Source organism: Ramlibacter sp. (assembly GCF_029866045.1).
Lineage (GTDB): Bacteria > Pseudomonadota > Gammaproteobacteria > Burkholderiales > Burkholderiaceae_C > Ramlibacter.
On sequence record NZ_JARXAB010000038.1, the window covers coordinates 1 to 24,101 of the forward strand.

Below are 24,101 nucleotides of genomic sequence, written 5' to 3' on the forward strand. Positions count from 1 at the left end.
CCAGCGGGCAGTTGGAGCCTGGACACTGCGGTCGAGGCGGGCCGCTGGATCATCTACATGGGCAAGTACCCCGACGCCCGCGCCCTGGAGCGCAAGCGGGCCGAGCTGCGTGGGCGCGGCGTGGTGTTCGAGGCGGTCGCCAACCCTGCGCTCGAGCCTGGGTTGTCGCTGGGCGGCTTTCCTAGCCAGGACGCGGCCAACGCCCAACTCGAGGCCCTGGCAGCCCGCGGCGTGCGCACTGCCCGTGTGGTTCTGGAGCGGCCCGAGCTGCGCGGCCTGGCGCTGCGACTGCCGGCTGTCGACGACGCCCTGCGCCCACGCTTGGCCGAGTTGCAGCCTCTGCTCAGTGGCCAAGCGCTGCGACCCTGCCGCTGAGTTTTCATTCTTGGGTGCGCGCTGCACCTGCCGTCTGTCGAATTCGCAGTTGCTCTGACAGGTGCCGCGTCGGCCCGGCGTATGCCCGAGCTCGGCCGCTTCAGGTCCCCGGCCTGTCCTTCAGCTGGAAGCGCAGGCTGATGCGTGTCCCCTGCAACGGCCCCACTGCATGCGCCGTCTCCACCTGGATTTCTGCATGGTGCTGGCGCGCGATTTCGCGCACGATGGACAAGCCCAGGCCCGAGCCATCGACGTTGGTGCCCAGGGCCCGGTAAAAGGGCTGGAAGACCAATTCCCGTTCGCCAGGCGGGATGCCAGGGCCGGTGTCCTCGACCTGCAGCACCAGCACCTGGCCGAAGGGGTCGGCCAGCACCCGCGCGGTGACGATGCCCGGCTGCTGCGCGCTGGAGGGCGTGTAGTTCAGTGCGTTGTCGACCAGGTTGCTCACCGCCTCCTTGATCAGGGTGCGGTTCCCCTGAAGCACAACACCCGCGGTCTGGGGCGTGGCGCCGTCGTAGCCCAGGTCCAGGCCCTTGTCCATGGCCCGTGGCAGCGCGTCGCGCACCACCTCCATCGTGATCTCGGCCAGATTGCAGTCCTGCAGCAACACCGGCCGGCCGCTACCCTCCGCTCTGGCCAGCGACAACAACTGGTTCACCGTGTGGGTGGCGCGGATACTGGCGCGGCCGATCTGTTTGAGGGACTGCTTGAGTTCTTCGGCGTCATTGCCCTCCCGCTGTGCCAGATCGGCCTGCATGCGCAGGCCAGCCAGCGGGGTCTTGAGCTGGTGGGCCGCATCCGCCAAGAAACGTTTCTGGGCGGCGATGGATTCCTTGAGCCGGGTCAGCAGGTCGTTCACTGAGGACACCAGGGGCGCCACCTCCATCGGCACGGCGCGATCGTCCAGCGGCGAGAGGTCGTCGGGCCGGCGCGCCCGAATGCGCTCTTCAAGCCGCGACAGCGGCTGGATTCCGCGCACCAGCGCCAGCCAGACCAGCAATACCGCCAGCGGCAGGATGACGAATTGCGGCAGCATCACCCCCTTGATGATCTCGGTAGCCAGCACCGAGCGCTTCTCCCGGGTTTCGGCCACCTGCACCCGCACCAGGGCAGGCCGTGGGAGTCCGTTCTCGAGCTGCACCCAGGTGTAGGCCACCCGAACCTCCAAACCGCGCATCTCGTCGTCGCGCAGGAGGACCTCTGCGGTCATGGGTGTCTCGCCCTTGGGCGGTGGCGGCATGTCGCGGTCGCCGCTCAGCAGCTCGCCGCTGGCGGCCATCACCTGGTAATAAACTTGGTCGGCATCGTCCGCGCGCAAGATCTCGCGCGCCGGCCCGGGCAGGTTGAAGCTGGGCCTACCTTGCTGCACCGTCACCAGCTGGGACAGCGCCTGTACGTTGTACTCAAGCGCCCGGTCGAAGGGCTTGCCGGCGATGCTCTGCGCCACCAGCCAGGTCAGGGCCAGGCTCACCGGCCACAGCAGTAGCAGCGGCGTGAGCATCCAGTCCAGAATTTCGCCGAACAGCGAGCGCTGCTCGCCCTGGAAGATACGCATGGGAAAGGTGCTGTCTCAGCGGGGTCTGATGGGCCTCAGCCCGGGATCTTCTCGAGGCAATAGCCCAGACCGCGCACCGTGGCGATGCGGATCGGCCCTTTTTCGATCTTTTTGCGCAGGCGGTGGATGTAGACCTCGATCGCGTTGTTCGAGACCTCCTCGCCCCATTCGCACAGGCGCTCAACGAGCTGGTCTTTGCTCACCAGCCTGCCGGCGCGCTGCAGCAGCACCTCCAGCAGTCCCAGCTCACGGGCCGAGAGTTCGACCATGCGGCCGTCGATGGTGGCCACCCGACCGGCTTGGTCGTAGACCAGCGGGCCGTGCTTGATCGTGCTGGTGGCACCCCCCATGCCGCGTCGGGTCAGTGCGCGCACCCGCGCCTCCAATTCCTGCAGGGAAAAGGGCTTGGCCATGTAGTCGTCGGCGCCCAAGTCCAGGCCTTTCACGCGCTCGTCCACGCTGTCGGCGGCGGTGAGGATGAGGACCGGGAGGGCGGAGCCCCGGGCACGTAGCTGGCGCAGCACCTCGAGGCCGTGCATACGCGGCAGGCCGAGGTCGAGAATGAGAAGGTCGAACTCGTTGTTCGTCATCAGCGCGGCGTCGGCTTCGGTGCCGCTGGCCACATGGTCCACCGCCGCCCCTGAGGCTCGCAGGCTTCGCAGCAGGCCGTCGGCCAAGACCTGGTCATCTTCGGCAATGAGGATGCGCATCTCCGTCTCCTTCCGCTCGAGTCGCCCGCTGCTGATTCGCGGCGCTGTTGTGTGGGTTGATTCTAGAGCGCGACCCTGCCCCGCCCGCCTCCTGTTGTGTCGACGGGTATCGCCCGCGGATCGACGCTGCGCAGCGTTCAGGCGGCCGGTCCTGCGTAGGCCTCCAGCCCCATCGCCACCACGGTCGCGATGTCCTGGCCCACCTCGCTTCGGAACTCGGCCTCGGCCTGGGCCACCGCCTTGCGAAAGGCCGCCAGCCAGGCCAGGCCGGTGGGCGTGAAGCACACCAGGCGCGCGCGGCCATCGCGCGGGTCGGCCACCCGGGTGACCAGGTCCCAGGCTTCGCATTGCGACACCAGGTCGGCCATCGCCTGTTTGCTCATTCCCGCGGCCTGAGCCAGCTCGGTGAGGCGCGAGCCTTTGAGTGAGAGGTGCCGGGTGATGTGAACATGCGCCGCACCCACCTGGGCGCGCGCCGCCAGGTTGGACAAGGCCAGAGGCACGTCGAGGTCGTGTGCCATCAGGTAGAGCACCCGATCGTCAAAGCGGCGCATCGCGTGGCCCAGCAGGCGGCCAAGATGGTCGAGGCGCCAGCCCTCGTCGGCCGGGCCCGACCGCTGGCCCTCAGAGACGGGCGGTTGTGCAGGGCCCGAGTCGGTTCTAGGCCCGGTGCGGCCTGGTGGGGGCGGGGTTTTTGGCATCCCCGGATACTAGCTTTTTAGTCAGGCAAACTGATCAAAAAAAGGCTTCCAATCCAGATACAACTCGCTAAAGTACTGATCACGCATCCAGCCTGTAGTTCGAGACAGCCTCTCCCCGGCGCTCGACACAGATGGCCACCAGACCAGTAACCGATTGATCCACAAGGAGATTCTCATGGACGTTCAAGTCAAGGGCAGCAAGATCGGCAGCGCCGACAGCGAAAAATCCAAGGCCCTGCAGGCGGCTCTGGCCCAGATCGAGAAGCAGTTCGGCAAGGGCACCATCATGCGCCTGGGCGAGGGCGAGAAGATCGAGGACATCCAGGTCGTCTCCACCGGCTCGCTGGGCCTGGACATCGCCTTGGGCGTGGGCGGCCTGCCCCGCGGCCGCGTGATCGAGATCTACGGCCCCGAGTCCTCGGGCAAGACCACCCTGACCCTGCAGGTCATCGCTGAAATGCAAAAACAGGCCGGCACCTGCGCCTTTGTCGATGCCGAGCACGCGCTGGACGTGCAGTACGCGCAAAAGCTAGGCGTGAACCTGCCCGACCTGCTGATCTCCCAACCCGACACCGGCGAGCAAGCGCTCGAAATCGTCGACAGCCTGGTTCGCTCCGGCGCGGTCGACCTGATCGTGGTCGACTCGGTGGCCGCACTCACCCCCAAGGCTGAAATCGAGGGCGAAATGGGCGACTCCCTGCCCGGCCTGCAGGCCCGCCTCATGAGTCAGGCCCTGCGCAAGTTGACCGCCACCATCAAGAAGACCAACTGCATGGTCATCTTCATCAACCAGATCCGCATGAAGATCGGCGTGATGTTCGGCAGCCCTGAAACCACCACCGGCGGCAACGCGCTCAAGTTCTACGCCTCGGTTCGCCTGGACATCCGCCGCACCGGCACCATCAAGAAGGGCGAAGAGGCGATTGGCAACGAGACCAAGGTCAAGGTGGTCAAGAACAAGGTGGCACCTCCGTTCAAGACGGCTGAATTCGACATCCTCTTCGGCGAGGGCATCTCACGCGAGGGCGAGGTGATCGACATGGGCGTCAACGCCCGCATCATCGACAAGTCGGGCGCCTGGTATGCCTACAGCGGCGAAAAGATCGGCCAGGGCCGCGACAACGCCCGCGAATTTTTGCGTGAGAACCCCGAGCTTTCCCGCGAGATCGAAAACAAGATTCGCGAGTCGCTCGACATCGCCCTGCTGCCCGCCGCCCTCGAAGGCGAAGACGCCAAGTAATCTCCTGTGCCCGGCCCGTGCTGATGCCAATCGGCGGGGTCGGGTTTTTTCATCTCTCACGCGCCATGTCCGCAGGCTCTCGCTCCTTCGGCGCCAGGCCGCCCCAAGACGGGCCGCCCGGCGAGGCGGCGCTGCTGCACCCCGGCGATGCACGGCCCGCGCGCAAGCCGGGCTTCACGCTGTCCCTCAAGGGCCGGGCCTTGCGCCTGCTGTCCAACCGCGAGCATTCGCGCAAGGAACTCGAGCGCAAGCTCGCGCCGCATGAAGAGACGCCGGGCGAGCTGCAACAGGCGCTCGACGAGCTGCAGGCCAAGGGCTTCATCAGCGACGAACGCGCCGCCGAGTCGGTCATTCACCGCCGCGCGGCGCGCCTGGGCATGGGCCGGCTCAAGCAGGAGCTGCAGGCCAAGGGCCTAGATGCCAGCTTGGTCTCGCAGGCGATGGAGACGCTCAAGGGGACGGAGGTCGAGCGTGCGCGCGAGGTCTGGTCCCGACGTTTCGGTGGCGAGGTCCCACGCGACGCCGCCGAGCGCGCCCGGCATTCACGCTTCCTCGCGGCCCGAGGCTTTGGCGGCGAAGTGATCCATCAAGTGCTGTCGAAGGTTCGTGAGCGAGACTAGGGCACCTTGCGAACGCAAGGTTATGGACGCTAACTTTCTCCAGTCCCTCCACCCCAGCCAAATGAAACGTATCCGTCGCTCCTCGCTGCACTCCATCGCCTACCTCCATTTCGAGGCGGTCGCACAGCACAAATCCATTCGAAAGGCAGCTACCGAGTTGTGCGTCGTGCCCTCGGCAGTGAGTCACCAGATCACCGCCTTGGAAGAAGAACTCGGACTGCCCTTGTTCCAGCGGCTTCCTCGCGGGCTCGCCCTCACCAGCGCCGGCGAGACGCTGCTGCACCATGTCCGCCGAGCAGCAACCGAGATCGAGCGTGGCCGTAGCTTCGTGCAAAGCCTTCAGGGCCAGCAAAGCGGAAAGGCGTCTCTTGCCACAGTCGAGGGCATCGGGCTTGGTCCCGTGGCAGGCGTGCTGTCTACCCTTTGGTCGCAATGGCCCGGTATCCGGCTCAACATGCACATCAGCAGTTCGGTCGCAGCCTTCGATGCCGTCGATCGCGGAGAGTTCGATCTCGGCTTGGCCTACGCAACGCAGGAGTCACCGCGAGTCAAGGAACTGGCCAGCGCAGACCTTGCCATTGGTGCCATTTTTCGCAGCGATCACCCGCTGGCCAAGCGAAAGAGCCTCCGCCTGCGAGAGCTGGCAGACACTGGGTTGCCTCTGCTGCTGCCTGGGCGCTCTATTGCGATTCGCGCCATGCTGGAGCATGCCCTGGGACGTGATGACTTGCGGCTCATGCCGCGCCTAGAGACAAACTCCGTCACGGTTATCAGCCGGCTGGCCCGCGAAGGTCTTGGGGTGGCCGTCAAGACGCGTATCGGAGTCGAAAGCGAGATCAGCCAGGGCGGGCTTGTTTTCGTACCTGTCCGGGAACTCGGTGGAACCGTGCAGCGGCTCGTGCTTTTTACCCGCCAAGACAGCCTGCTCCCTCCGGCAAGCCTGGCGCTCGCCGGGATACTGAAGACGCTGGTAGAAGGACTGGCGGCCTGAGAAAAGACCCCAGTTGCGATCTAAAAAAGAGAACTGTGCGTGCGATACGTTCCGTTCGACGCGCGGCTGCGCACTGCGTAGACTGAATTGAGTCAGTTTCCGGATCGATCGCTTGGCATGTCGGCCCTAGACCATCAATACATGGGGGTGCATCTGAATGCGCCCCTGGAAGATCACGTTCATATCTGGACGCTCGGCACGGGCAGCCCGTCGTTGTCGGTGCACAGGCACGGAATTTCCACGCTGATCCGGGCAAACGGGCGTTGGCTTCTCTTTGACACGGGTCGCGCGACACTGCAGCGGATGTTCGAATGCGGAATTGCGGTACCCGAGGTCCGCGATGTCTTCTTTACCCACCTGCACTCAGACCATATTTGCGGCCTGTCCGACTTTTGGATGACAGGATGGTTCGTCCTGCACCGTCAACACCCCTTGCGGCTGCGTGGTCCGGTGGGAACGCAACGCACCGTCAACGGCATCAAAGAATTTCACCACTTTGACCTCTCGGCCAGGTCCAAGTACGAAACGGCTTTGCCGGCGGGAAGCTCGATCGAAGTGCAGGAGTTCGAGGAGGGGGTCGTTTTCGACGAGGACGGCGTTCGCGTGGAGGCCTTCCTGGTCGACCATGGCCCCGACGTCAAGCCTGCCTACGGCTTTGTCGTGGAGTGCCGAGGACGCAAGATCGTGCTTTCGGGAGATACCACCTTTTCCGAAAACGTCGTGCGGCACGCCAAGGACTGTGACGTTTTGATTCATGAGATTGCCGGCGCGTCCCAACAGCAGCTGGCGCACAACGAGATCACGCGTCGAATTCAATCAATTCATACGAGCCCTGAGCAGATGAATGAAATCTGCCGCCTCGCCAGCCCGAGGATGACGCTGCTCAATCACATCAGCCTATGGCGGGTGACGCAGTACGACATCCTCAAGCGCGTCAGGGCAGGGTACGGCGGCGACGTCGAGCTTGCGCTGGATCGCATGGAAGTCCTGGTGGGCGATGAAGTCCGGTTATTCCACCCAGGCCCGCCCAAGTCCGCCCAAGAGGCGATCGTCCAAGATACCCATGGAGCCCGCAAATGATTCGTTCACTGCGCATTGCGCTTTTGACCTTTGCAGTCGCTGCCGCCGCTACAGCGGTGCATGCCCAACCCTATCCCGCCAAGCCGATCCGGGTGATTGTTCCTGCTGGCGCAGGCGGTGCGGCCGACGTGCTGGCGCGGCTGGTCTTCGACCACATGGCAACTGCGTTGAACACCACGGCGGTCATAGACAACAAAGGCGGTGCGGGTGGCATCCTCGGCACCGAGGCTGCCGCCCGTGCAGCCCCTGATGGGTACACCGTTTTGTTGTCCTCGAACACGCTGGTGATCACGCCATCCCTGTACAAGACCTCTTACGACGTTTTCAAAGATCTGGCGCCTGTGGGCTTGGTGGCTTCCGCGCCTAACCTGCTTGTCGCAAGCGCCGAGTTGAATGTTCGTTCACTGAGCGACTTGCTGGCTTATGCCAAGCGAACACCGCAAGCGGTGATGTATGGGTCGCCCGCCGTAGGCTCTGCAGCCCATTTGACGGTCGAGCTTCTGGGACGCACAGCGGCCCTGCCCATGGAGCATGTCCCTTTCAAAGGGCCCCAGCAGGCGCTCGCTGAGACCCTCGCGGGGCGCGTGCCACTGACGATCGCTGGCGTTTCGAATGCGTTACCGCACATGAAAAGCGGCAAGCTCGTCGCCCTGGCGGTGACGGGAAGCGTGCGTTCGAATTTGGCCCCCGAAGTTCCCACCTTCAAGGAGGCCGGCGTATCCGGTGTCGACGTCAATCTGTGGTTTGCTCTGTTCGCCCCCGCTGGAACCCCTGCGCCCATCGTCACCCGCCTGAACGAGGCGCTCAATGCTGCCTTGCGGGCGCCTGCAGTGGCCGCGAGGCTGCAGGCGCTGGCCTTTGACCCCGAGGGCGGGACTGCGGCCCAACTGGCCGATGCCATGCGCAAGGAGGCACCGCTCTACGCACGCATTGTCCGTGAGGCGGGTATCAAGGCGGATTGAGCCCGCTGCAGATCGCAGGTCACCCTGCGCGCATTGACCGACTTTGTTGGCCCGGCTGGCCTCTCTGAAGGCGATCCCGGCGCGACCTTGTCGGTTGTTTATTTCTCGCGCAATGAAGTACGAAGCGCTTCGCTTCAAACCCCCAGCATCAATCTCAAGTTCTGCACCGCCGCGCCGCTGGCGCCCTTGCCCAGGTTGTCCAGACGGGCCACGGCCACCGCGTGGCCGTACTCGGCGTTGCCGTAGACGCGCAGTTCCATCTTGTTGGTGTCTTGCAGCGCCAGCGCGTCGAGCTTGCCGCTGTCGGTGGCCGGCTCCACGGTCACCCATTCGCTGCCGGCGTAGTGCCGGGCGAGCGCCGCGTGCAGGTCTTGCACGCTCGGTTTGCCGGGCAGCAGGTCCAGGTGCAGCGGCAACTGCACCAGCATGCCCTGGCGGAAGTTGCCCACCGAGGGCGTGAAGATCGGCCGGCGCGACAGGCCGGTGTACTTCATGATTTCGGGCAGGTGCTTGTGCGACAGGCCCAGCGCGTAGAGCTCGAAGGCCGGGGCGCGGCCCGCCTCGTAGTCCTCGATCATGCTGCGGCCGCCGCCGGAGTAGCCCGAGACCGAGGGCAGGGCCAGCGGAAAGTCGCGCGGTACCAGGCCGGCGTCGACCAGTGGGCGCAAGAGGGCGATGGCACCAGTGGCGTAGCAGCCAGGGTTGCTCACCCGGCGTGCCGTCCGCACGGCTTCTGCTTGGCCGCGGGCCAGCTCTGGAAAACCATACACCCATCCCTCGGCCGTGCGGTGTGCGGTAGAGGCGTCGATGATGCGCGGGCCATGGCCCTGGGCTTTTTCAATCGCGGAGACCATCTCGGCCGTTTCGCGCGCAGCATCGTCATGCAGGCACAGGATCACCAGGTCCACACCGGCGATCAATTCGCGCTTGGCCTCGGGGTCCTTGCGGCGCGCCGGGTCGATGCTCACCACCTGCACGGCGGGCATGTGCGCGAGGCGCTCGCGGATCTGGAGGCCGGTGGTACCGGCCTCGCCGTCGATGAAGACTTTGGACATGGGCAAAGCTCTTGTGAATGAGGGCCGTGTGTAAGCGCCACGGAAGATGAGCCGCGCAGGATTGGTGCTGTGCAGCATGATACAGTCGTCGGCTGCTATCAGGCACCCGACACCCGGCCTGTTTTCCTCTCCGCCGGGCACCCCAGACAAGTTTCTCAAGAGAGACATCCGCATGAAGATTCACGAGTACCAGGGCAAGGAGATCTTGCGCAGCTTTGGCGTGCCCGTTCCGCGTGGCATTCCCGCGTTCACGGTGCAAGAGGCGGTGGAAGCCGCGCAAAAGCTTGGCGGCCCCGTGTGGGTGGTCAAGGCCCAGATCCACGCCGGTGGCCGTGGCAAGGGTGGCGGCGTGAAGGTCGCCAAGTCGATTGATGACGTCAAGCGACTGGCCGGCGAAATCCTGGGCATGCAGCTCAAGACCCACCAGACCGGCCCCGAGGGCCAGAAGGTGCGGCGCCTCTATATCGAAGACGGCGCTGACATTCAAAAAGAGTATTACCTCTCCGTGGTCACCGACCGCGCCACGCAGAAGGTGGCCTTCATTGCCTCCAGCGAAGGCGGCATGGACATCGAGGAAGTGGCCCATTCCACTCCCGAGAAAATCCTCACCGTGTTCGTTGACCCCCTCCAAGGCCTCACGCCCGAGCAGGGCCAGCAGCTCGCCAAGGGCGTGGGCATGCCTGCCGACTCCGTCGCCCAGTTCATCGACGTGTGCCAGAAGCTCTACACCTGTTACATGGACACCGACGCCTCGCTGGTGGAGATCAACCCCCTGAACCGCGACGGCAAGGGCAACATCATCGCCCTGGACGCCAAGTTCAACTTCGATTCCAACGCGCTGTTCCGCCATCCCGACATCGTCGCCCTGCGTGATCTCGACGAGGAAGACCCCGCCGAGATCGAGGCGTCTAAATTCGACCTCGCCTACATCAGCCTCGACGGCAACATCGGCTGCCTCGTGAACGGCGCCGGTCTGGCCATGGCGACCATGGACACCATCAAGTTGTTCGGTGCCGAGCCGGCCAACTTCCTCGACGTGGGCGGCGGCGCCACCCCCGAGAAGGTGACCGAAGCGTTCAAGATCATGCTCAAGAACCCCAAGGTCAAGGCCATTTTGGTCAACATCTTCGGCGGCATCATGAAGTGCGACACCATCGCCACCGGCGTGATCACCGCCTGCAAGGCGGTCAACCTCTCCGTGCCGCTGGTCGTGCGCATGAAGGGCACCAACGAGGAACTGGGCAAGAAGATGCTGGCCGAATCGGGCCTTCCCATCATCAGCGCCGACTCCATGGCCGAAGCCGCGCAAAAAGTCGTGGCTGCGCTCAAGTAAGCCCTGAAGGAATCCACATGTCGATCTACATCAACAAAGACACCAAGGTCATCACCCAGGGCATCACGGGCAAGACCGGCCAATTCCACACCGAGAAGTGCCAGGAATACGCCAACGGCAAGAACTGCTTCGTGGCGGGTGTGAACCCCAAGAAGGCCGGCGAGAAGATCTTCAACATCCCGATCTACGCCTCGGTCAAGGAAGCCGCCTCGCAAACCGGCGCCACCGTCTCGGTGATCTACGTGCCCCCCGCGGGCGCGGCCGCCGCCATCTGGGAAGCGGTCGAGGCCGACCTCGACCTGGCCATCTGCATCACCGAGGGCATTCCGGTCAAGGACATGCTCGAAGTGCGCAACAAGATGAAGGCCAAAGAGGCCGCCGGTGGCAAGCGCACCCTGCTGCTGGGCCCCAACTGCCCGGGTCTCATCACGCCCGACGAGATCAAGATCGGCATCATGCCCGGCCACATTCACAAGAAGGGCCGCATCGGCGTGGTCTCGCGCTCCGGCACGCTGACCTATGAAGCCGTGGCTCAGCTCACCGACCTGGGCATTGGCCAGTCGAGCGCCGTGGGCATTGGTGGCGACCCGATCAACGGCCTCAAGCACATCGACGTGATGAAGGCCTTCAACGACGACCCGGACACCGACGCTGTCATCATGATTGGCGAGATCGGCGGCCCCGACGAGGCCGACGCCGCCCGCTGGTGCAAGGCCAACATGAAAAAGCCGATCGTCGGCTTCATCGCCGGCGTCACCGCCCCTCCCGGCAAGCGCATGGGCCACGCCGGCGCGCTGATCGCTGGCGGCGCCGACACCGCCGACGCCAAGCTCGCGATCATGGAAGAGTGCGGCTTCACGATCACCCGCAACCCCTCTGAAATGGGGCGTCTGCTGAAGTCCCTGCTGTAATACGCAGGTTCTCACGGGATCCCTGGATATAGGGGGCTTCCACAATGCAGGGCCGGTTGTCCTCGGTGACAATCGGCCCTTTCCATTTCTTACAACGCTGAAAGAATTCAGCGCGTCCTCGCATGGAAGCTCTTTCCTCCCCGAATTTCTGGATCGCTGTCGGCCAGATCATCCTGATCGACATCCTGCTCGGTGGCGACAATGCGGTCGTCATTGCGCTCGCCTGCCGGGGCCTGCCGCCGCAGCAGCGCCGCATGGGCATCATTTACGGTACCGCGGGTGCGATCATCCTTCGGGTCGTCCTGATTGCCTTTGCCCTGGCGCTTCTCGCTGTCCCCTACCTCAAGCTGGTCGGTGCTGTGCTGCTGGTATGGATCGGCGCCAAGCTGCTGATTCCCCAAGATGAGGAAGAGCACGGCAACATCCAGTCTTCCGACAAGCTCTGGGGCGCGGTCAAGACGGTGATCGTGGCCGATCTGGTGATGAGCGTCGACAACGTGCTGGCCATCGCTGGCGCAGCCGAGAGCGCCGGCCAGCACCAGCTGGGTCTGGTCATCTTCGGTCTTCTCGTGAGCATTCCGATCATCGTCGCCGGCTCCCAGATCGTCCTCAAACTGATGGACCGTTTCCCGATGATCATCACCCTGGGCGGCATGCTGCTGGGCTGGATCGCTGGCCAAATGGCCGTGACCGACCCGGCCGTCAAGCCCTACTTCCCGGACGAGAAGGTCTGGGAGTACGGTGCAGCCCTGGCGGGTGCGCTCCTTGTGTTGGCGATCGGCAAGTACGCCGGGCGCAAGCCCGACGACCGGGATCAGTCGCCCGCCTGAATTTTCAGGTCCCCCTGGCCGGGCTGCCTTGCCGGCTGTGGAAGCGGTTTCGGGGCGCCTCCCGCGCTGTCCCCAGGCGTGTGAGTTCGGCCACCCCCACCGGCCGGCTTGCTCGCGGCCTCCGGCTCTGTTAACTTTCGTGTGAATATTCGTTCCGCGCCGGCTGTCTGGTGCGGTTCGGTGCCGCGACCGGCATGCCCTCTGGGGGTGCCGGTCGCGGCCCAGCACGAGGGAGTAGGGCTTGGCAAGTGCGGGAATCCGAACAGGGTGGCGTGTCCGGCGGGGTGCGGACGCTGCCCTGGCCTTGGCGGTCGGCGCTCTGGTGGTCGGGCTCCACCTGGCCACCGACGCCATCGCCGCCCTCGAGCGCCGCCTTTTCGATGCGGCCAGTACCTGGGCCGCGCCACCTCCCTCTGACCGTGTGGTGGTCGTTGCTGTTGACGACACCAGCATCGCCCGCCTTGGCCGCTGGCCCTGGCCGCGCGACATCCACGCCCAGCTGATCGACCGTATCGCCGAGGGCCGACCCCGGGCGATTGTTCACACCACCCTGTTCCTTGAGCCCCAAGCCGACCGGGGCCTGGCCTACATCCGCCGCTTTCATGAGTTGGCGACCCAGACTGGCTCCGCTGCGGCCCCCCTTGCGCGCCTGGCTGCCGAGGCCGAAGCGGAGCTTGATGCCGACTCGCGGCTGGCAGCCAGTCTGGTCCGGGCTGGCAATGTCCTGCTGCCGGCGGTGTTCACCCTCGGTGCGCCGGCCGGACCCAGTGACACCCCACTTCCCGACTACCTGGCTCCCACCGCCCGGCCTGCTGCCGCCGGTGGGGGCGAATCGGCGCCCGCCGCCCTGCGCGGCCAGTTCCCGCTGGCCCCCCTGGGCCGGGCCGCTGCCGGCGTCGGTCACCTGAACCTGATGCCGGACGCCGACGGGGTGGCCCGCAGCGACCCCCTGCTTCTGCGTCTGGACGACCGTGTCGTTCCCTCCCTCGCCCTGCTGGCGGCGGGTCGCGCTCTTCGCCTTGGCCCTGATGACTGGGGCACAGCCGGCGACGCTGCACTTCGCCTGGGAAAGATGCAAGTACCCACTGACAACAGATATGCGATCTTGTCTCAGTTCTATCCGCAGGCAGGCGGCCGAGCGCCGTTCCCAGTAGAGGCGGTCCACGAGGTCCTGGCAGGTCAGGTGCCGCCGGCGCGCTTTGCCGATCGCATCGTCGTCATCGGCACCACGGCCGCCGGGGTTGGCGCGTCGATCGCGGCGCCGGGCTACCCGGCCCTGTCGCCACCCGAGCGTCTGGCCCATGTCATCTCCAGCCTGTTGGGCGGCCACGGCTTTGTGCAGCCGCCCTGGGGGCCGCCCCTGACCTGGGGCCTGGCGCTGGCCGTGCTGGCCTACCTCGGCTGGGGCCTGCCGCGTCTCGGGGCTGGCGCGGGCGCGGTCACCACCGCCTTCGGGCTGGCGGCCCTGGTCCTGGGTGAATGGCTGCTGCTGGCCGCCGCCGGGTACTGGTTGCCGCTAGTCTTTCCTGCTGTCTTCTTGTTGCTGGGTCATTTGGCGCTGACCACCCGCCGCTTCCTGCTGACCGAGGCCGGCAAGCGGCAAGCCGATGACGAGTCGGCCGACGCGCACCGGCTGATGGGACTGGCATTGCTGGGCCAGGGCCAGCCGGACATGGCCTTCGACCGCTTCCGGCGGGTCCCGCTCGGCCCGCAGGTGATGGACAACCTGTATCAGCTGGCCCTGGATTTCGAGCGCCGCCGGCAGTTCAACAAAGCGGAATCGGTGTACGCGCACATGTCGGCCTACGACCCGGGCTATGCCGACCTGACCGAGCGGCGCGAGCGGGCACGTCGCGCCGCGGACGTGGTGATGCTGGGCCGCGGCACCGCCCATCCCGGCGGCACCCTGGTTCTGGACGACCCAACCCTGGAGCTGCCGACCCTGGGTCGCTACCGGCTGGACAAAGTCCTTGGCCAGGGCGCCATGGGCATGGTCTACCTGGGTCAAGACCCCAAGATCGGCCGGCCCGTGGCCATCAAGACGCTGGCCCTGGGCGAGGCCTTCGAGGGAGAGGCGCTGACCGAGGCGCGCGCACGTTTCTTCCGCGAGGCCGAGACGGCCGGCCGTCTCGCCCACCCGGGCATCGTCACGATCTATGACGCCGGCGAAGAGCAGGACCTGGCCTACATCGCCATGGAGTACGTCCCTGGGCACGATCTTTCGGCCCACGCCCGACCGGGGCAGCTCCTGCCAGCCCGCGAGGTGGTCGGTTTTGGCCTGCGGGTCGCGCAGGCGCTGGCGCACGCGCATCGGCTCGGAGTGGTCCACCGGGACATCAAGCCGGCGAATCTGCTGTGGGTGCCGGAGCAGGACCTGCTCAAGGTCACCGACTTCGGCATCGCCCGCCTGGCCGACCAGGCCCGCACCCGCGCCGGCACCTTGTTGGGGACGCCCGGCTACATGGCGCCCGAGCAGCTCGCGGGGCAGACGGTCGACGGCCGCAGCGACCTCTACGCGCTGGGCGCGACGCTGTTTCAGCTCCTGATGGGACGGCTCCCCTTTGAGGCAGAGACCCTCCCCGAGCTGATGTACCAGATCACCCACCAAGAAGCGCCCGACCTGCGTCTTCTGCGCCCCGACCTGCCGCCTGCCCTGGCTGAGATCCTGGCCCGGTTGCTGCGCAAGTTGCCGGGCGAGCGCTACCCCGACGGCGCGGCCCTCGCGGCTGCGCTGGAGGCCTGCCTCGACCACTGGCCGGCGCCGGCCAACACCAGCGCCAGCGTCAGCGGTACGGATGCAGCTACCCGTGCGGATGGCGCCGGCACCGCCAACGCCGACCCGTGGCCGCCCGCCAGCGCCACCCCGACCGATCCGGCGCCGGCCACCTGATGGCAAGCGCAGCCACCGTCACGACCAGACCCACACAGCCCCCCGAGACTTCATCCATGCATTACGCCTTCAGCAGCCGCACCGACACCGGGAGGGCGCGAGCGAACAACGAGGATGCGCTGCTGATCGACGAGGCGCATGCGCTGGCGATCCTGGCCGATGGCATGGGGGGCTACAACGCAGGGGAGGTGGCCGCCGGCATGGCGGTCGCCAGCATCGGCACCTCGCTGGGTCACTGGCTGGCCAGCGCAGTCCCCGAGACGCCAGCCTCCGCCATTCGGCAGGCAATGGCCGACAGCGTGTCCGAGGCCAACCGCGCCATCCTCGCCGTTGCCCAGGCCCGCCCTGCGTACCAAGGTATGGGCACGACCCTGGTGCTGGCGGTGTTTCGCGATGACCGCCTCTTCCTCGGCCACATCGGTGACTCCCGCGCCTACCGCTGGCGTGGGCAGCAACTCGAGCAACTCACACGCGACCACTCCCTGCTGCAGGCGCAGCTCGACGCCGGTCTTTTGACGCCGGCCGAAGCGGCGGCATCCACCCAGCGCAACTTCATCACCCGTGCCTTGGGCATCGAGCCCCGTGTGGATCTTGAGCTCCATGAGCACCGCGTTGCCGCCGGCGACTGTCTCCTCCTCTGTTCGGATGGCCTCACCGACATGCTGGCCGACACACAGATCGCCGCCGCCCTCGCGCGCCAGCCCGGGCTGGCGCGGCGCGGGACCGACTTGGTGGCCGCCGCCAACGCAGCGGGCGGGCGGGACAACATCACCGTGCTGCTGGCCGAGGCCCTCGGGGTCGTCCGGTCCGACGCACAGCAGACCCATGCAGCAAAGGGAGAACCTCAACCATGCCCCGACTGATCATCACCCTCGACGGTCTGACGCTCCGCGATGTCCAGCTCAATCGCGAGCGAACCACCATCGGACGCCGCCCGCACAACGACCTGGTCATCGACAACCTGGCGGTCAGCGGCGACCACGCCGCCATCCTGCGCGGGCCTGCGGGCAGCTTCCTCGAGGATCTGGGCAGCACCAACGGCACCTTCCTCAACGGCCGCGCGGTCCAGCGCGCGCCGCTGCAGCACCAGGACAGCATCGACATCGGCAAGTACCGCCTGCGCTACATCGACGAGGTCCCGACCGCCGACTTCGAGCGGACCATGCTGGTGCGGTCCGGGAGCAGCCCTTCGCTATCGCCTTCGCTTGCCCATGGCGCTACGTCAGGCAGTACACCAGGCAGCACCTCAGGCAGCACCCCAGGGCTCACCCTCAGCCCCTCCAACGGCACCGCCCCAACCGCCCCTCGCGATGTGGCGGCTGGCGGCTTCCTCCGAGCGCCACTTGCCATACCTCGGCATGGTGCTTCCCCACCGCCTTTGGCCGCGTCCGCAGCCCCGCCCGCCCCCGCTGCCGAGGCGCCGCCGGCGCGGGTCAAGGTCGTGTCGGGCGGCGCCGTCGGCCGTGAGCTGCAACTGGTCAAAGTGGTCACCACCATCGGCCGGCCTGGCGGTGCGATCGCGGCGATCACCCGGCGCGGCGGCAGCTACACCCTGGCCCATGTCGAGGGCACCCCGGCAACCCGCCTCAACGGCACCGAAATCCAGCGCCAACCCGTCTCGCTCTCCAGCGGCGATCAGCTCGACCTGTCGGGCGTGGTGATGGAATTCCTGATCGATTGAGAAGGCTTCCCTTGAAAGGGCTGCCAAGGCTCCCCACGGGGCGTGACGACAGCAGGCCAGGCCGCTCCACCGCGGTCTGGGCCGCCCGGGCGCGCCGGCTCGCGCTGCTCCTGCCGGTGCTGCTGGCGCTGGCTCACCTCGGCGGCTGGCTGCCGATGCCGGTGCTGCAACGGATCGACGATTTCGTCTACGACCTGCGGCTGCGCATCGCCCGCGCGGACTCGCTCGACCCGCGCATTGTCATCGTCGACATCGACGAAAAAAGCCTGGCCGAGCAGGGGCGCTGGCCCTGGGGTCGCGACCGCCTGGCGCGTCTGGTGGACGAACTCCTCGCACAGCAACAGGTAGCGCTGGTGGGGTTCGACGTGGTGTTCGCCGAGCCGGACACTAGCTCGGGTCTGGCACGTCTTCAGCAACTGGCCGCGGGCGAGCTGGCCGACCAGCCGGCCTTCCTGCGGCGCTTGCAGACCCTGGCGCCCGAGTTGGACTTCGACAGCCGCTTTGCCCGCGCCATCGCCAACCGGCCGGTGGTCCTGGGCTACTACTTCAACCTGGACCCGCAGGGCCAGAGCAGCGGCCAGCTGCCCACGCCTGTGATGGGCGCCGACACCCTGCAAGGCCGGCGCCAGCGCTTCACCGCCTGGCGCGGCTACGGCGCCAGCCTGCCCTTGCTGGCCCAGGCGGCGCCACAGGCGGGCTTTTTCAACCCACTGATCGACGACGACGGCAAGGTGCGCGCGGTGCCGCTGCTGGCCGAGTACCAGGGCCAGGTCTATGAGTCGCTGACTCTGTCGATGTTCCGCGAGCTCCAGGGACGCCCGGCCGTCGAGCCGGTGTTCGCTCAGGGACTGACCGTGTCTGGGGGCAAGGCCCCATTGCAGGCATTGCGGCTACGGCCTGCTTCGGGAGCCCCGTTGGAGCTGCCGGTAGGGGACGGCGCGGTGGCCCTGGTTCCTTACCGCGGTTTGCCCGGCCCCCAGGGCGGGTCCTTCCGCTACCTGTCTGCCACCGATTTGATCGAGGGTCGCCTAGCCCGCGGCCATCTCCAGGGTCGCATCGTTCTGGTGGGCTCCTCCGCGCCCGGGCTTCAAGACCTGCGGCCGACCCCGGTGAGCGAGGCCTTCCCCGGCGTGGAGATCCACGCCCACTTGCTCTCCGCAATGCTGGACGGCCAGTTGCCAGTCCGCCCCGACTACTCGGTCGGCTACGAGGCCGCCCTGGTGCTGCTGATGGGCGGCGGGCTTGCCCTGGCCCTGCCGCTGCTGCCGGCCCTGCCTGGCCTGCTCGCGGTGACCGGTGCGCTTGTGCTGCCGGTGCTGTCCAACCTGGCGCTTTACCAGTGGGCGGGACTGGCCCTGCCGCTGGCCGCCACCCTGGCCACTGTGCTGGCTGTCCTGCTGCTGCATCTGGGCGGGCTCTGGGTTTTCGAGAGCCGTAGCCGGCGTGCGTTGGTCGGGCTGTTCGGCTCCTATGTGCCACCCGAGCTGGTGGAGGAGATGGTGCGCGACCCCGGCCGCTACTCCATGCGGGCGGACAGTCGGGAGCTCACCGTGATGTTTTGCGACATGCACGGCTTCACCCGCTTGGCCGAAAGCCTGCCCCCGGAGCAGTTGCAGGCTTTGCTCCAGAGCGTGTTCGATCGGCTCGGCACGGTGGTGCGGGCGCATCGGGGCACCATCGACAAGTTCATGGGTGACTGCCTGATGGCCTTCTGGGGCGCCCCGCTGCCGGCGGCCGACCATGCCGCGCTCGCGGTTCGCGCGGCGCTGGGCATTGCCGAGGAGGTGGGTCGCATCAACGCTGACCATCAGGCGCGTGGACTGCCGGCCGTGGGCTTCGGGATTGGTCTGAGCACCGGCCGGATGTGTGTGGGCGACATGGGCTCGCGCCTGCGGCGGGCCTACACCGTGATCGGCGACGCGGTGAATCTGGGCGCCCGGCTGCAGTCGCTCACCACGGTTTATGGGGTCGATATCGTCGCCAGTGACGCCACCCGTCAACAGGCCGGCGGTACCGACTGGCAGGCCTTGGACACGGTGCGCCTGAGTGGTCGGCAAGATGCGGTCACCCTGTGGCGCCCGCTGCCACCTGGCGCGGCCGCCGCCAGCACCGCGCTGGCCCAGGAGCTGCGCGGGTGGGAGGCGTTCTTGGTGGCGTGGCGGCGACAGGACTGGGCTACGGCCGCGCCCCTGCTGCAGACCCTGGCGCGCCAGGGCAGCTGCCCGCGCCTGTACGCCCTGTACGAGCGCCGTCTGGCGCTACGCCGGCACCAGCCGCCGGACCCGGCGTGGGATGGCATCGCCGACCTGGGAGTGGGGTAAGGCCAGGCGCCGGCGGTCTTCGCCATGGCCCGCCCCAAACGCCCCCCAACAAAAATTCTCAGGCTCTTGTCAAAAAGACGACAAAAATAGTCAGTCAGGCAATATCAGAATTGACACTTTTAGCCGATTCCGTCAGATTCGGCAGTGTCTAACTGCTGACAAGACGGTCTCAACTGTCTACCTGCTTCTTCTTTCAACCTGGAGGTTTTATGAAACGCCAAATCCAACGTGGTTTTACCCTGATCGAGCTGATGATCGTTGTCGCCATCATCGGCATCTTGGCCGCCGTCGCCCTGCCGGCTTATCAGGACTACACCGCCCGGGCCAAGATGAGCGAGGTGGTGCTGGCCGCCTCCAGCTGCCGCACCACCATCACCGAGGTTTATCAGACCAACACGACTGCCCCAGCTGCTGGCGCTTGGGGTTGCGAGAGCACGGCCCCGACCAGCACCTACGTGAGCTCTATCGCCACCGACGCCAATGGCGTCATCACCGTGACCGTTGCAGCCACCGGCATCAATGCCGAGGTCAACAGCAAGAAGATCCAGATGCGGCCCTACCAGACGGCGGCTGACCTCAAGCTGGCGTCTAACATTGGCTCTGCCGTGTTCCGTTGGGGCTGCGGGCCCGCTGCTACGGATCCGGTGCCGATCAAGTACCTGCCGGCGACCTGCCGCGAAGCCGCTCCCAACTAAGGACGCACTCGCTGGCCGGAAGGGCCAGCCTGCGATGATCGGGGGGTGAGCACCGCTTCCCATGCCCAAGGCGCCCGCGCGCCCTCCGACATCCATTTGTCCCGTGAGCAAGGACTGGCCAGCTTCGTGCTGGCCTTTTTGCTTTTCCTGCCCTGGTTATTCAACCCTTCCTGGGGCCCCAGCCCCATCGTGCTGCAGACGTTGCTCTCCGCGGCGGCGGCGTTGGTCTGGTTTGCCCTGCCGCCTGCACAGCGCGGGCACGCCGCCGCGGTGGTTGCCGGGTCGTGGCTGGCAGGTGGCTGCGTGAACGCGGCCATTGCGCTGGCCCAGTACTTTGGCCTGGTGCAGCAGTCCACCGTGTGGATCAGCGCTTCTGCCTACGGCGAGGCCTACGGCAACCTGCGTCAGCGCAACCAATTGGCCACCCTGCTGGCCCTGGGCCTGGCGTCCGCCTTCTACTTTGCAGTTCGTGCCCGTACCTGGGGCCGGGCGGGCCTGGTTGTGGCGGTGGTGCTGATGTCAGCGGCCTGTGCACTCACCTCCTCGCGCACCGGGCTGCTGCAGTGGCTGCTCCTCGGCGGCCTCCTGCTTGCCGTGCCCTGGCTGGGCGGGCGCAGCGGCTGGCGCTGGTGGGGCCTGCTGGCGCTGGGAGGCTATCTGTTGTCTCTGCTGGCGCTGCCGGCACTGGCCCAATGGTGGACCGGCGAGTCCCCCACCACCCTGATGGGGCGCATGGCCACCGATCTGGGCTGCGTCAGCCGCAAGGTGCTGTGGCGCAACGCACTCACCCTGATCGCCGAGCGGCCCTGGGCCGGCTGGGGCCTGGGCGAGATGGACTACGCCCATCACGTCACCCTCTACCCTGGCGAGCGCTTTTGCCTGATTCTCGACAACGCGCACAACCTCTTTCTGCAGGTCGCCGTCGAGCTGGGTCTGCCCGCCGCGTTGTTACTGGGAGCCGTGATCGCCTGGGGCCTCTGGCGCGGCCGGCCGTGGGCCGAGCGCTCGCCTGGCCGCTTGCTGGCGTGGGCCGCGCTGGCGGTGGTGCTGCTGCACAGTCAGGTCGAGTACCCCTTGTGGTACGGGCCTTTCGAACTGGCGGTTCTCCTGGCGCTTTCGCTGCTCTTGATCGTGCCGGCCGTCACTGGACGCGCTCCGGCCAAAGCCGCAGCCTCAGGCAGCGCCAGCGCCGAGGTGTCGGCGGCGCCTGCGCCAACGGGGCGGCTTGGCGGCCTGCGCCTGGGCTTGTCGGCGCTGGCCCTTGCCGCTCTTGCTTATGTGCTGTGGGACTACCACCGTGTCTCCCAGCTGTTTTTGTCCGAGGACGCGCGCTCGCCGGCCTATCGCGGCGACACGCTGGCCAAGGTCCGCGGCAGTTGGCTGTTCGCATCGCAGGTGGAGTTCGCAGAATTCACCACCTCGCCACTGACCTTCGCCAATGCGGCTGCCATGGCTGACCTGGGCGAGTCGGTGATGCACTATTCGCCCGAGCCGCAGGTGGCGCAGAAGCTGGTGGAGGCGCTAGCGCTGGCCAAACGTCATGAACGTGCTACGTGGCATATCACCCGCTTCCAGGTGGCATTCCCTGAGGAGTACGCGGCCTGGAAGCGCACGCTGGACAGCGCCCCGGGTCCGGATGTGAGCGCAGGCTCGGACGCTGCAGTCGCTTCCTCACCGTCGGCAGGGCCCACGCCAGACCGAGCTTCAGGCCGCACCTCGGGCCCCGCTTCGGGCCCCGCTCAGTAAACGAAGCCGACCGGGGCGCGGGGTGTGACGGGCAGACCTGCGACCGGCCCGGCGGCCCGATCGCTGCGCAGGTCAGTTCGCCTCGCTCGACCGCCAGCGATTGACGATTGCGAAGAGCACCAGGCCCGAGCCTGACGCCGTGAGCAGGCTGGTCGGGACGCTGGTCCAGGTGGCGAGCTGGCCCCAAAAAGCAGCTCCGCAGGCCGACGCGCCGAGCGTTGACATCTGGTAGATCGCCATGCCGCGTGCGCGCACCCAGTCCGGCATATGGATTTGCGCCGACACGGTCAGCGTGTTGCCAGTCGTGAGCCAGGACATGCCAAACAGCATCATGGCAGGCAGCGCCAGCCACAGGTGATGGGTGATTGCCATCGTGGCCATGGCGATCACCTGGAGGAAGACCCCGCCCAGCAGCAATGCAGGTGCCGGCGTTCGCAGGCGTAGCCAGGGCATGAGCGGCGCCGCGACCAGCGCGCCCGTGCCCATGCCCCCCAGCAGCAGGGCGAATGTGCCCGCATCAGCTCCATCCATTGCGCGTGCCAGCAACGCCAGCAGGCCGAGCAAGGCGGCCGAATGGAACATGAACACCCAGATCCGCACCATCACGCCACTCAGCTGGCGAGAGCCGATCACATGCGCGACGCCAACACGGATCGCGCTTACCAGTGCCCTGAGGCCGCCCGCCACCGGTGTCGGTGCCGGCAGCTCATCCCCCTTCCAGCGGAAGAGGATGATGGCGATGCAGACCGCCAGGACGCCATTGAGCAGGAAAACAAAGCCTGCCCCGGCGACCGCGATCAAGAGCCCGGCCAGAAGCGGACCGGCGATGCGCGAGGCGTTCATGGACAGGCCGATCAGCGTGATGGCCGCCGGGAGGTCGGTCCGGCTCACCGTGTGGGGGACGGCTGCCGCAAAAGCCGGCAGCCGCACGGCCACGCCCACCCCGTGGGCAAAGGTAAGCGCGAGCAGCAGCGGCGGCGAAACGGCATCCGCCAGGACGGCGGCGCCAAAGGCCAGCCCCACGAGGGCGAGCCAGCAATGGGTCGCCAGCAGGTGGCGTCGCCGATCTACTTGGTCTGCCATTGCGCCACTGACCAGCGCCAGCATGAAGACCGGCAGGGCCGCCGCCGTCTGCACCAGCGCCACCCACAGGGGCGATCGGGTCAGCGTAGTCATCATCCATGCGGCCGACACGTCGTTCATCCACAGACAGACATTCGCCACGAAGCCTGTCCCAGACAGCAGGCGAAACGCTGGCTGCCGGAACGGGGCCAGCGAGGAAGGGACGCTCTGCGTCTGGTCCGTCACTCCACCATGGCGCCGGGGGCGCCCTGTAGCAGGTCACGGTCGTGGACGGAGGGCAGCTCCATGAAGGGGCGCCGGCTCACGCTCCACAGGCGCATGTCCTCGTCCGTGTGGAAGATCTGCGCCTTGGGGAGGGCGGGCCAGCTGTCGATTCGCAGCCACATCCGCATCAAGTGGCGGCGTTTGGACAGCTCCTTGTGGTCCTCGTAGTCGGTGCGTCCGTGCACCAGCATCCGGTTGTTGATGAACTGGATATCGCCTTCGCGGAAGCCCATGTCGAGATAGTGCTCGGGCATGGCCGCCACCTTGCGCACGTGGAAGAGGGCGTCTGACTCGGCCTGGCTGAACGGCCTCTGCCCGCTCTTTTCGGCCAGACGCGCGTAGCCGGTGGGCAGGTAGCAGCTGATGTAGCCCTGGCCGTCGTCGGCGAAGAAGGGTACCGGCGCCTCGCTGTAGGTGCGTGTGGCGCGGCGCCCGTCCTCGTCGGTACGCTTGAGGTAGAGGCCCCGGCGCAGGATCTCGAGCGACTCGGGGTAGTGCTCGAGCATGTAGTTGTGGACGGTGAAGGCGCTGGAGATGCGGCTCTTGCCCCCCGAGATGGCGGTGCGCAGGCACATCAGGCCGATGATGTCGCAGGAGTCGGTGTGCATCAGCTGGCCACCACCCTTGCGGTAGCCGCGCGACTTCGGCTCGTAGTCGCTCACGTCGACCACATGTCCCAAGCGGTCCCCCAGGTAGGACTGGGTCATGGTCTTGCCAATGTAAGCGCCCAGGCCGAAGTAGATGCGGGTCATGTCGTCGTCGCTGTAGTGGCTGCGTGGCAGGCCGCGCAGCATCAGAAAGCCCGCGCCATCGCGCAAGCGTGTGGGCAGCGACGCCATGAGACGGCCAACCGAGTCGAGCGGGAAGGTCTCGGTCGTGATGTTCGGAAAGTCGACTTCGCCCAGGGACAGCAGGTGCTTGAGGGCGAGGTCGATCTCGCGCAGCTCGGTGTCGCTCAGGACATGCAGGCCTTCCTTCATCCAGTCGATGTCGGGCCCCCTCCAGGCGCCGGGGCCGGTGATCGGTTGTCCCAGACGATTCATGTATATCTCCTTGGT

Annotated in this window: 21 protein-coding genes; 15 read left to right on the top strand and 6 right to left on the bottom strand. The window is 66.7% G+C overall.

What is annotated here, in order from left to right:
* Positions 1-375 (top strand): SPOR domain-containing protein (locus QE494_RS04215; RefSeq protein ID WP_336619423.1); only part of this gene is annotated, 375 nt, incomplete at its 5' end.
* 100 nt (positions 376-475) lie between these two features.
* On the opposite strand, the gene QE494_RS04220 is transcribed toward QE494_RS04215, so the two are convergent.
* The 3 genes from QE494_RS04220 to QE494_RS04230 all read right to left on the bottom strand — a co-directional run bounded on the left by QE494_RS04220 (position 476) and on the right by QE494_RS04230 (position 3,341).
* Entirely contained in the window at positions 476-1,930 is a 1,455-nt protein-coding gene (locus QE494_RS04220; protein ID WP_300041656.1) for a sensor histidine kinase, read from the bottom strand.
* A 35-nt stretch (positions 1,931-1,965) separates the two neighbouring features.
* The gene (locus QE494_RS04225; protein ID WP_300041657.1) at positions 1,966-2,640 is read right to left on the bottom strand and encodes a response regulator transcription factor; all 675 of its coding nucleotides are present in this window, start codon (positions 2,638-2,640) and stop codon (positions 1,966-1,968) included.
* A 137-nt stretch (positions 2,641-2,777) separates the two neighbouring features.
* Positions 2,778-3,341: a MarR family winged helix-turn-helix transcriptional regulator gene (locus QE494_RS04230; protein ID WP_300041658.1), complete on the bottom strand. Its 564-nt coding sequence runs from the start codon at positions 3,339-3,341 to the stop codon at positions 2,778-2,780.
* 175 nt (positions 3,342-3,516) lie between these two features.
* On the opposite strand from QE494_RS04230, the gene recA reads away from it, so the two are divergent.
* The 5 genes from recA (at position 3,517) to QE494_RS04255 (ending at position 8,234) form a co-directional block, all read left to right on the top strand.
* Positions 3,517-4,581, top strand: a complete 1,065-nt coding sequence (recA, locus tag QE494_RS04235; protein ID WP_300041659.1) for a recombinase RecA — start codon at positions 3,517-3,519, stop codon at positions 4,579-4,581.
* A 65-nt stretch (positions 4,582-4,646) separates the two neighbouring features.
* Complete coding sequence (recX, locus tag QE494_RS04240) at positions 4,647-5,201, top strand: recombination regulator RecX (protein WP_300041660.1); 555 nt, start codon at positions 4,647-4,649, stop codon at positions 5,199-5,201.
* Positions 5,202-5,262: 61 nt separating this feature from the next.
* Positions 5,263-6,192, top strand: a complete 930-nt coding sequence (locus QE494_RS04245) for a LysR family transcriptional regulator (protein ID WP_300041661.1) — start codon at positions 5,263-5,265, stop codon at positions 6,190-6,192.
* Positions 6,193-6,309: 117 nt separating this feature from the next.
* Positions 6,310-7,272 carry an MBL fold metallo-hydrolase gene (locus QE494_RS04250; RefSeq protein WP_300041662.1) on the top strand — a complete coding sequence of 321 codons (963 nt, stop codon included), beginning with the start codon at positions 6,310-6,312 and terminating at the stop codon, positions 7,270-7,272.
* Complete coding sequence (locus QE494_RS04255) at positions 7,269-8,234, top strand: tripartite tricarboxylate transporter substrate binding protein (RefSeq protein WP_300041663.1); 966 nt, start codon at positions 7,269-7,271, stop codon at positions 8,232-8,234. Before QE494_RS04250 ends, QE494_RS04255 begins: the two co-directional genes overlap by 4 nt.
* 134 nt (positions 8,235-8,368) lie before the next feature.
* On the opposite strand, the gene argC is transcribed toward QE494_RS04255, so the two are convergent.
* Positions 8,369-9,289, bottom strand: coding sequence for an N-acetyl-gamma-glutamyl-phosphate reductase (argC, locus tag QE494_RS04260; protein ID WP_300041664.1), 921 nt, complete (start codon positions 9,287-9,289; stop codon positions 8,369-8,371).
* Between the two features lie 172 nt (positions 9,290-9,461).
* Here argC and sucC point away from each other — a divergent pair, with 172 nt between their 5' ends.
* From sucC to QE494_RS04305, 9 genes are all read left to right on the top strand, one after another.
* The gene (gene sucC / locus QE494_RS04265) at positions 9,462-10,622 is read left to right on the top strand and encodes an ADP-forming succinate--CoA ligase subunit beta (RefSeq protein WP_300041665.1); all 1,161 of its coding nucleotides are present in this window, start codon (positions 9,462-9,464) and stop codon (positions 10,620-10,622) included.
* Between the two features lie 17 nt (positions 10,623-10,639).
* Positions 10,640-11,533 (top strand): succinate--CoA ligase subunit alpha, encoded by an 894-nt coding sequence (gene sucD / locus QE494_RS04270; protein ID WP_300041666.1) that lies wholly within the window; start codon positions 10,640-10,642, stop codon positions 11,531-11,533.
* Positions 11,534-11,655: 122 nt separating this feature from the next.
* Positions 11,656-12,363 (top strand): TerC family protein, encoded by a 708-nt coding sequence (locus tag QE494_RS04275; protein ID WP_300041667.1) that lies wholly within the window; start codon positions 11,656-11,658, stop codon positions 12,361-12,363.
* Positions 12,364-12,667: 304 nt separating this feature from the next.
* Positions 12,668-15,253: a CHASE2 domain-containing serine/threonine-protein kinase gene (locus tag QE494_RS04280; protein WP_300041668.1), complete on the top strand. Its 2,586-nt coding sequence runs from the start codon at positions 12,668-12,670 to the stop codon at positions 15,251-15,253.
* Positions 15,254-15,309: 56 nt separating this feature from the next.
* Entirely contained in the window at positions 15,310-16,116 is an 807-nt protein-coding gene (locus QE494_RS04285) for a Stp1/IreP family PP2C-type Ser/Thr phosphatase (protein WP_300041669.1), read from the top strand.
* Positions 16,104-16,934, top strand: coding sequence for an FHA domain-containing protein (locus tag QE494_RS04290; protein ID WP_300041670.1), 831 nt, complete (start codon positions 16,104-16,106; stop codon positions 16,932-16,934). The genes QE494_RS04285 and QE494_RS04290 overlap by 13 nt, the downstream gene beginning before the upstream one ends.
* Before the next feature lie 11 nt (positions 16,935-16,945).
* A complete protein-coding gene (locus tag QE494_RS04295) occupies positions 16,946-19,255 on the top strand; it encodes a CHASE2 domain-containing protein (RefSeq protein ID WP_300041671.1) in 2,310 nt (769 codons plus the stop codon).
* Positions 19,256-19,464: 209 nt separating this feature from the next.
* Complete coding sequence (locus QE494_RS04300) at positions 19,465-19,950, top strand: pilin (RefSeq protein WP_300041672.1); 486 nt, start codon at positions 19,465-19,467, stop codon at positions 19,948-19,950.
* Positions 19,951-19,995: 45 nt separating this feature from the next.
* Positions 19,996-21,696 (top strand): PglL family O-oligosaccharyltransferase, encoded by a 1,701-nt coding sequence (locus QE494_RS04305; protein WP_300041673.1) that lies wholly within the window; start codon positions 19,996-19,998, stop codon positions 21,694-21,696.
* Positions 21,697-21,768: 72 nt separating this feature from the next.
* Here QE494_RS04305 and QE494_RS04310 read toward each other — a convergent pair whose 3' ends face one another.
* Together QE494_RS04310 and QE494_RS04315 are read right to left on the bottom strand one after the other, a co-directional pair.
* Entirely contained in the window at positions 21,769-23,004 is a 1,236-nt protein-coding gene (locus QE494_RS04310; protein ID WP_300041674.1) for an MFS transporter, read from the bottom strand.
* On the bottom strand, positions 23,001-24,086 hold the full coding sequence (locus tag QE494_RS04315) for a TauD/TfdA family dioxygenase (protein ID WP_300041675.1): 1,086 nt from the start codon (positions 24,084-24,086) through the stop codon (positions 23,001-23,003). The genes QE494_RS04310 and QE494_RS04315 overlap by 4 nt, the downstream gene beginning before the upstream one ends.
* Positions 24,087-24,101: the final 15 nt, after the last annotated feature.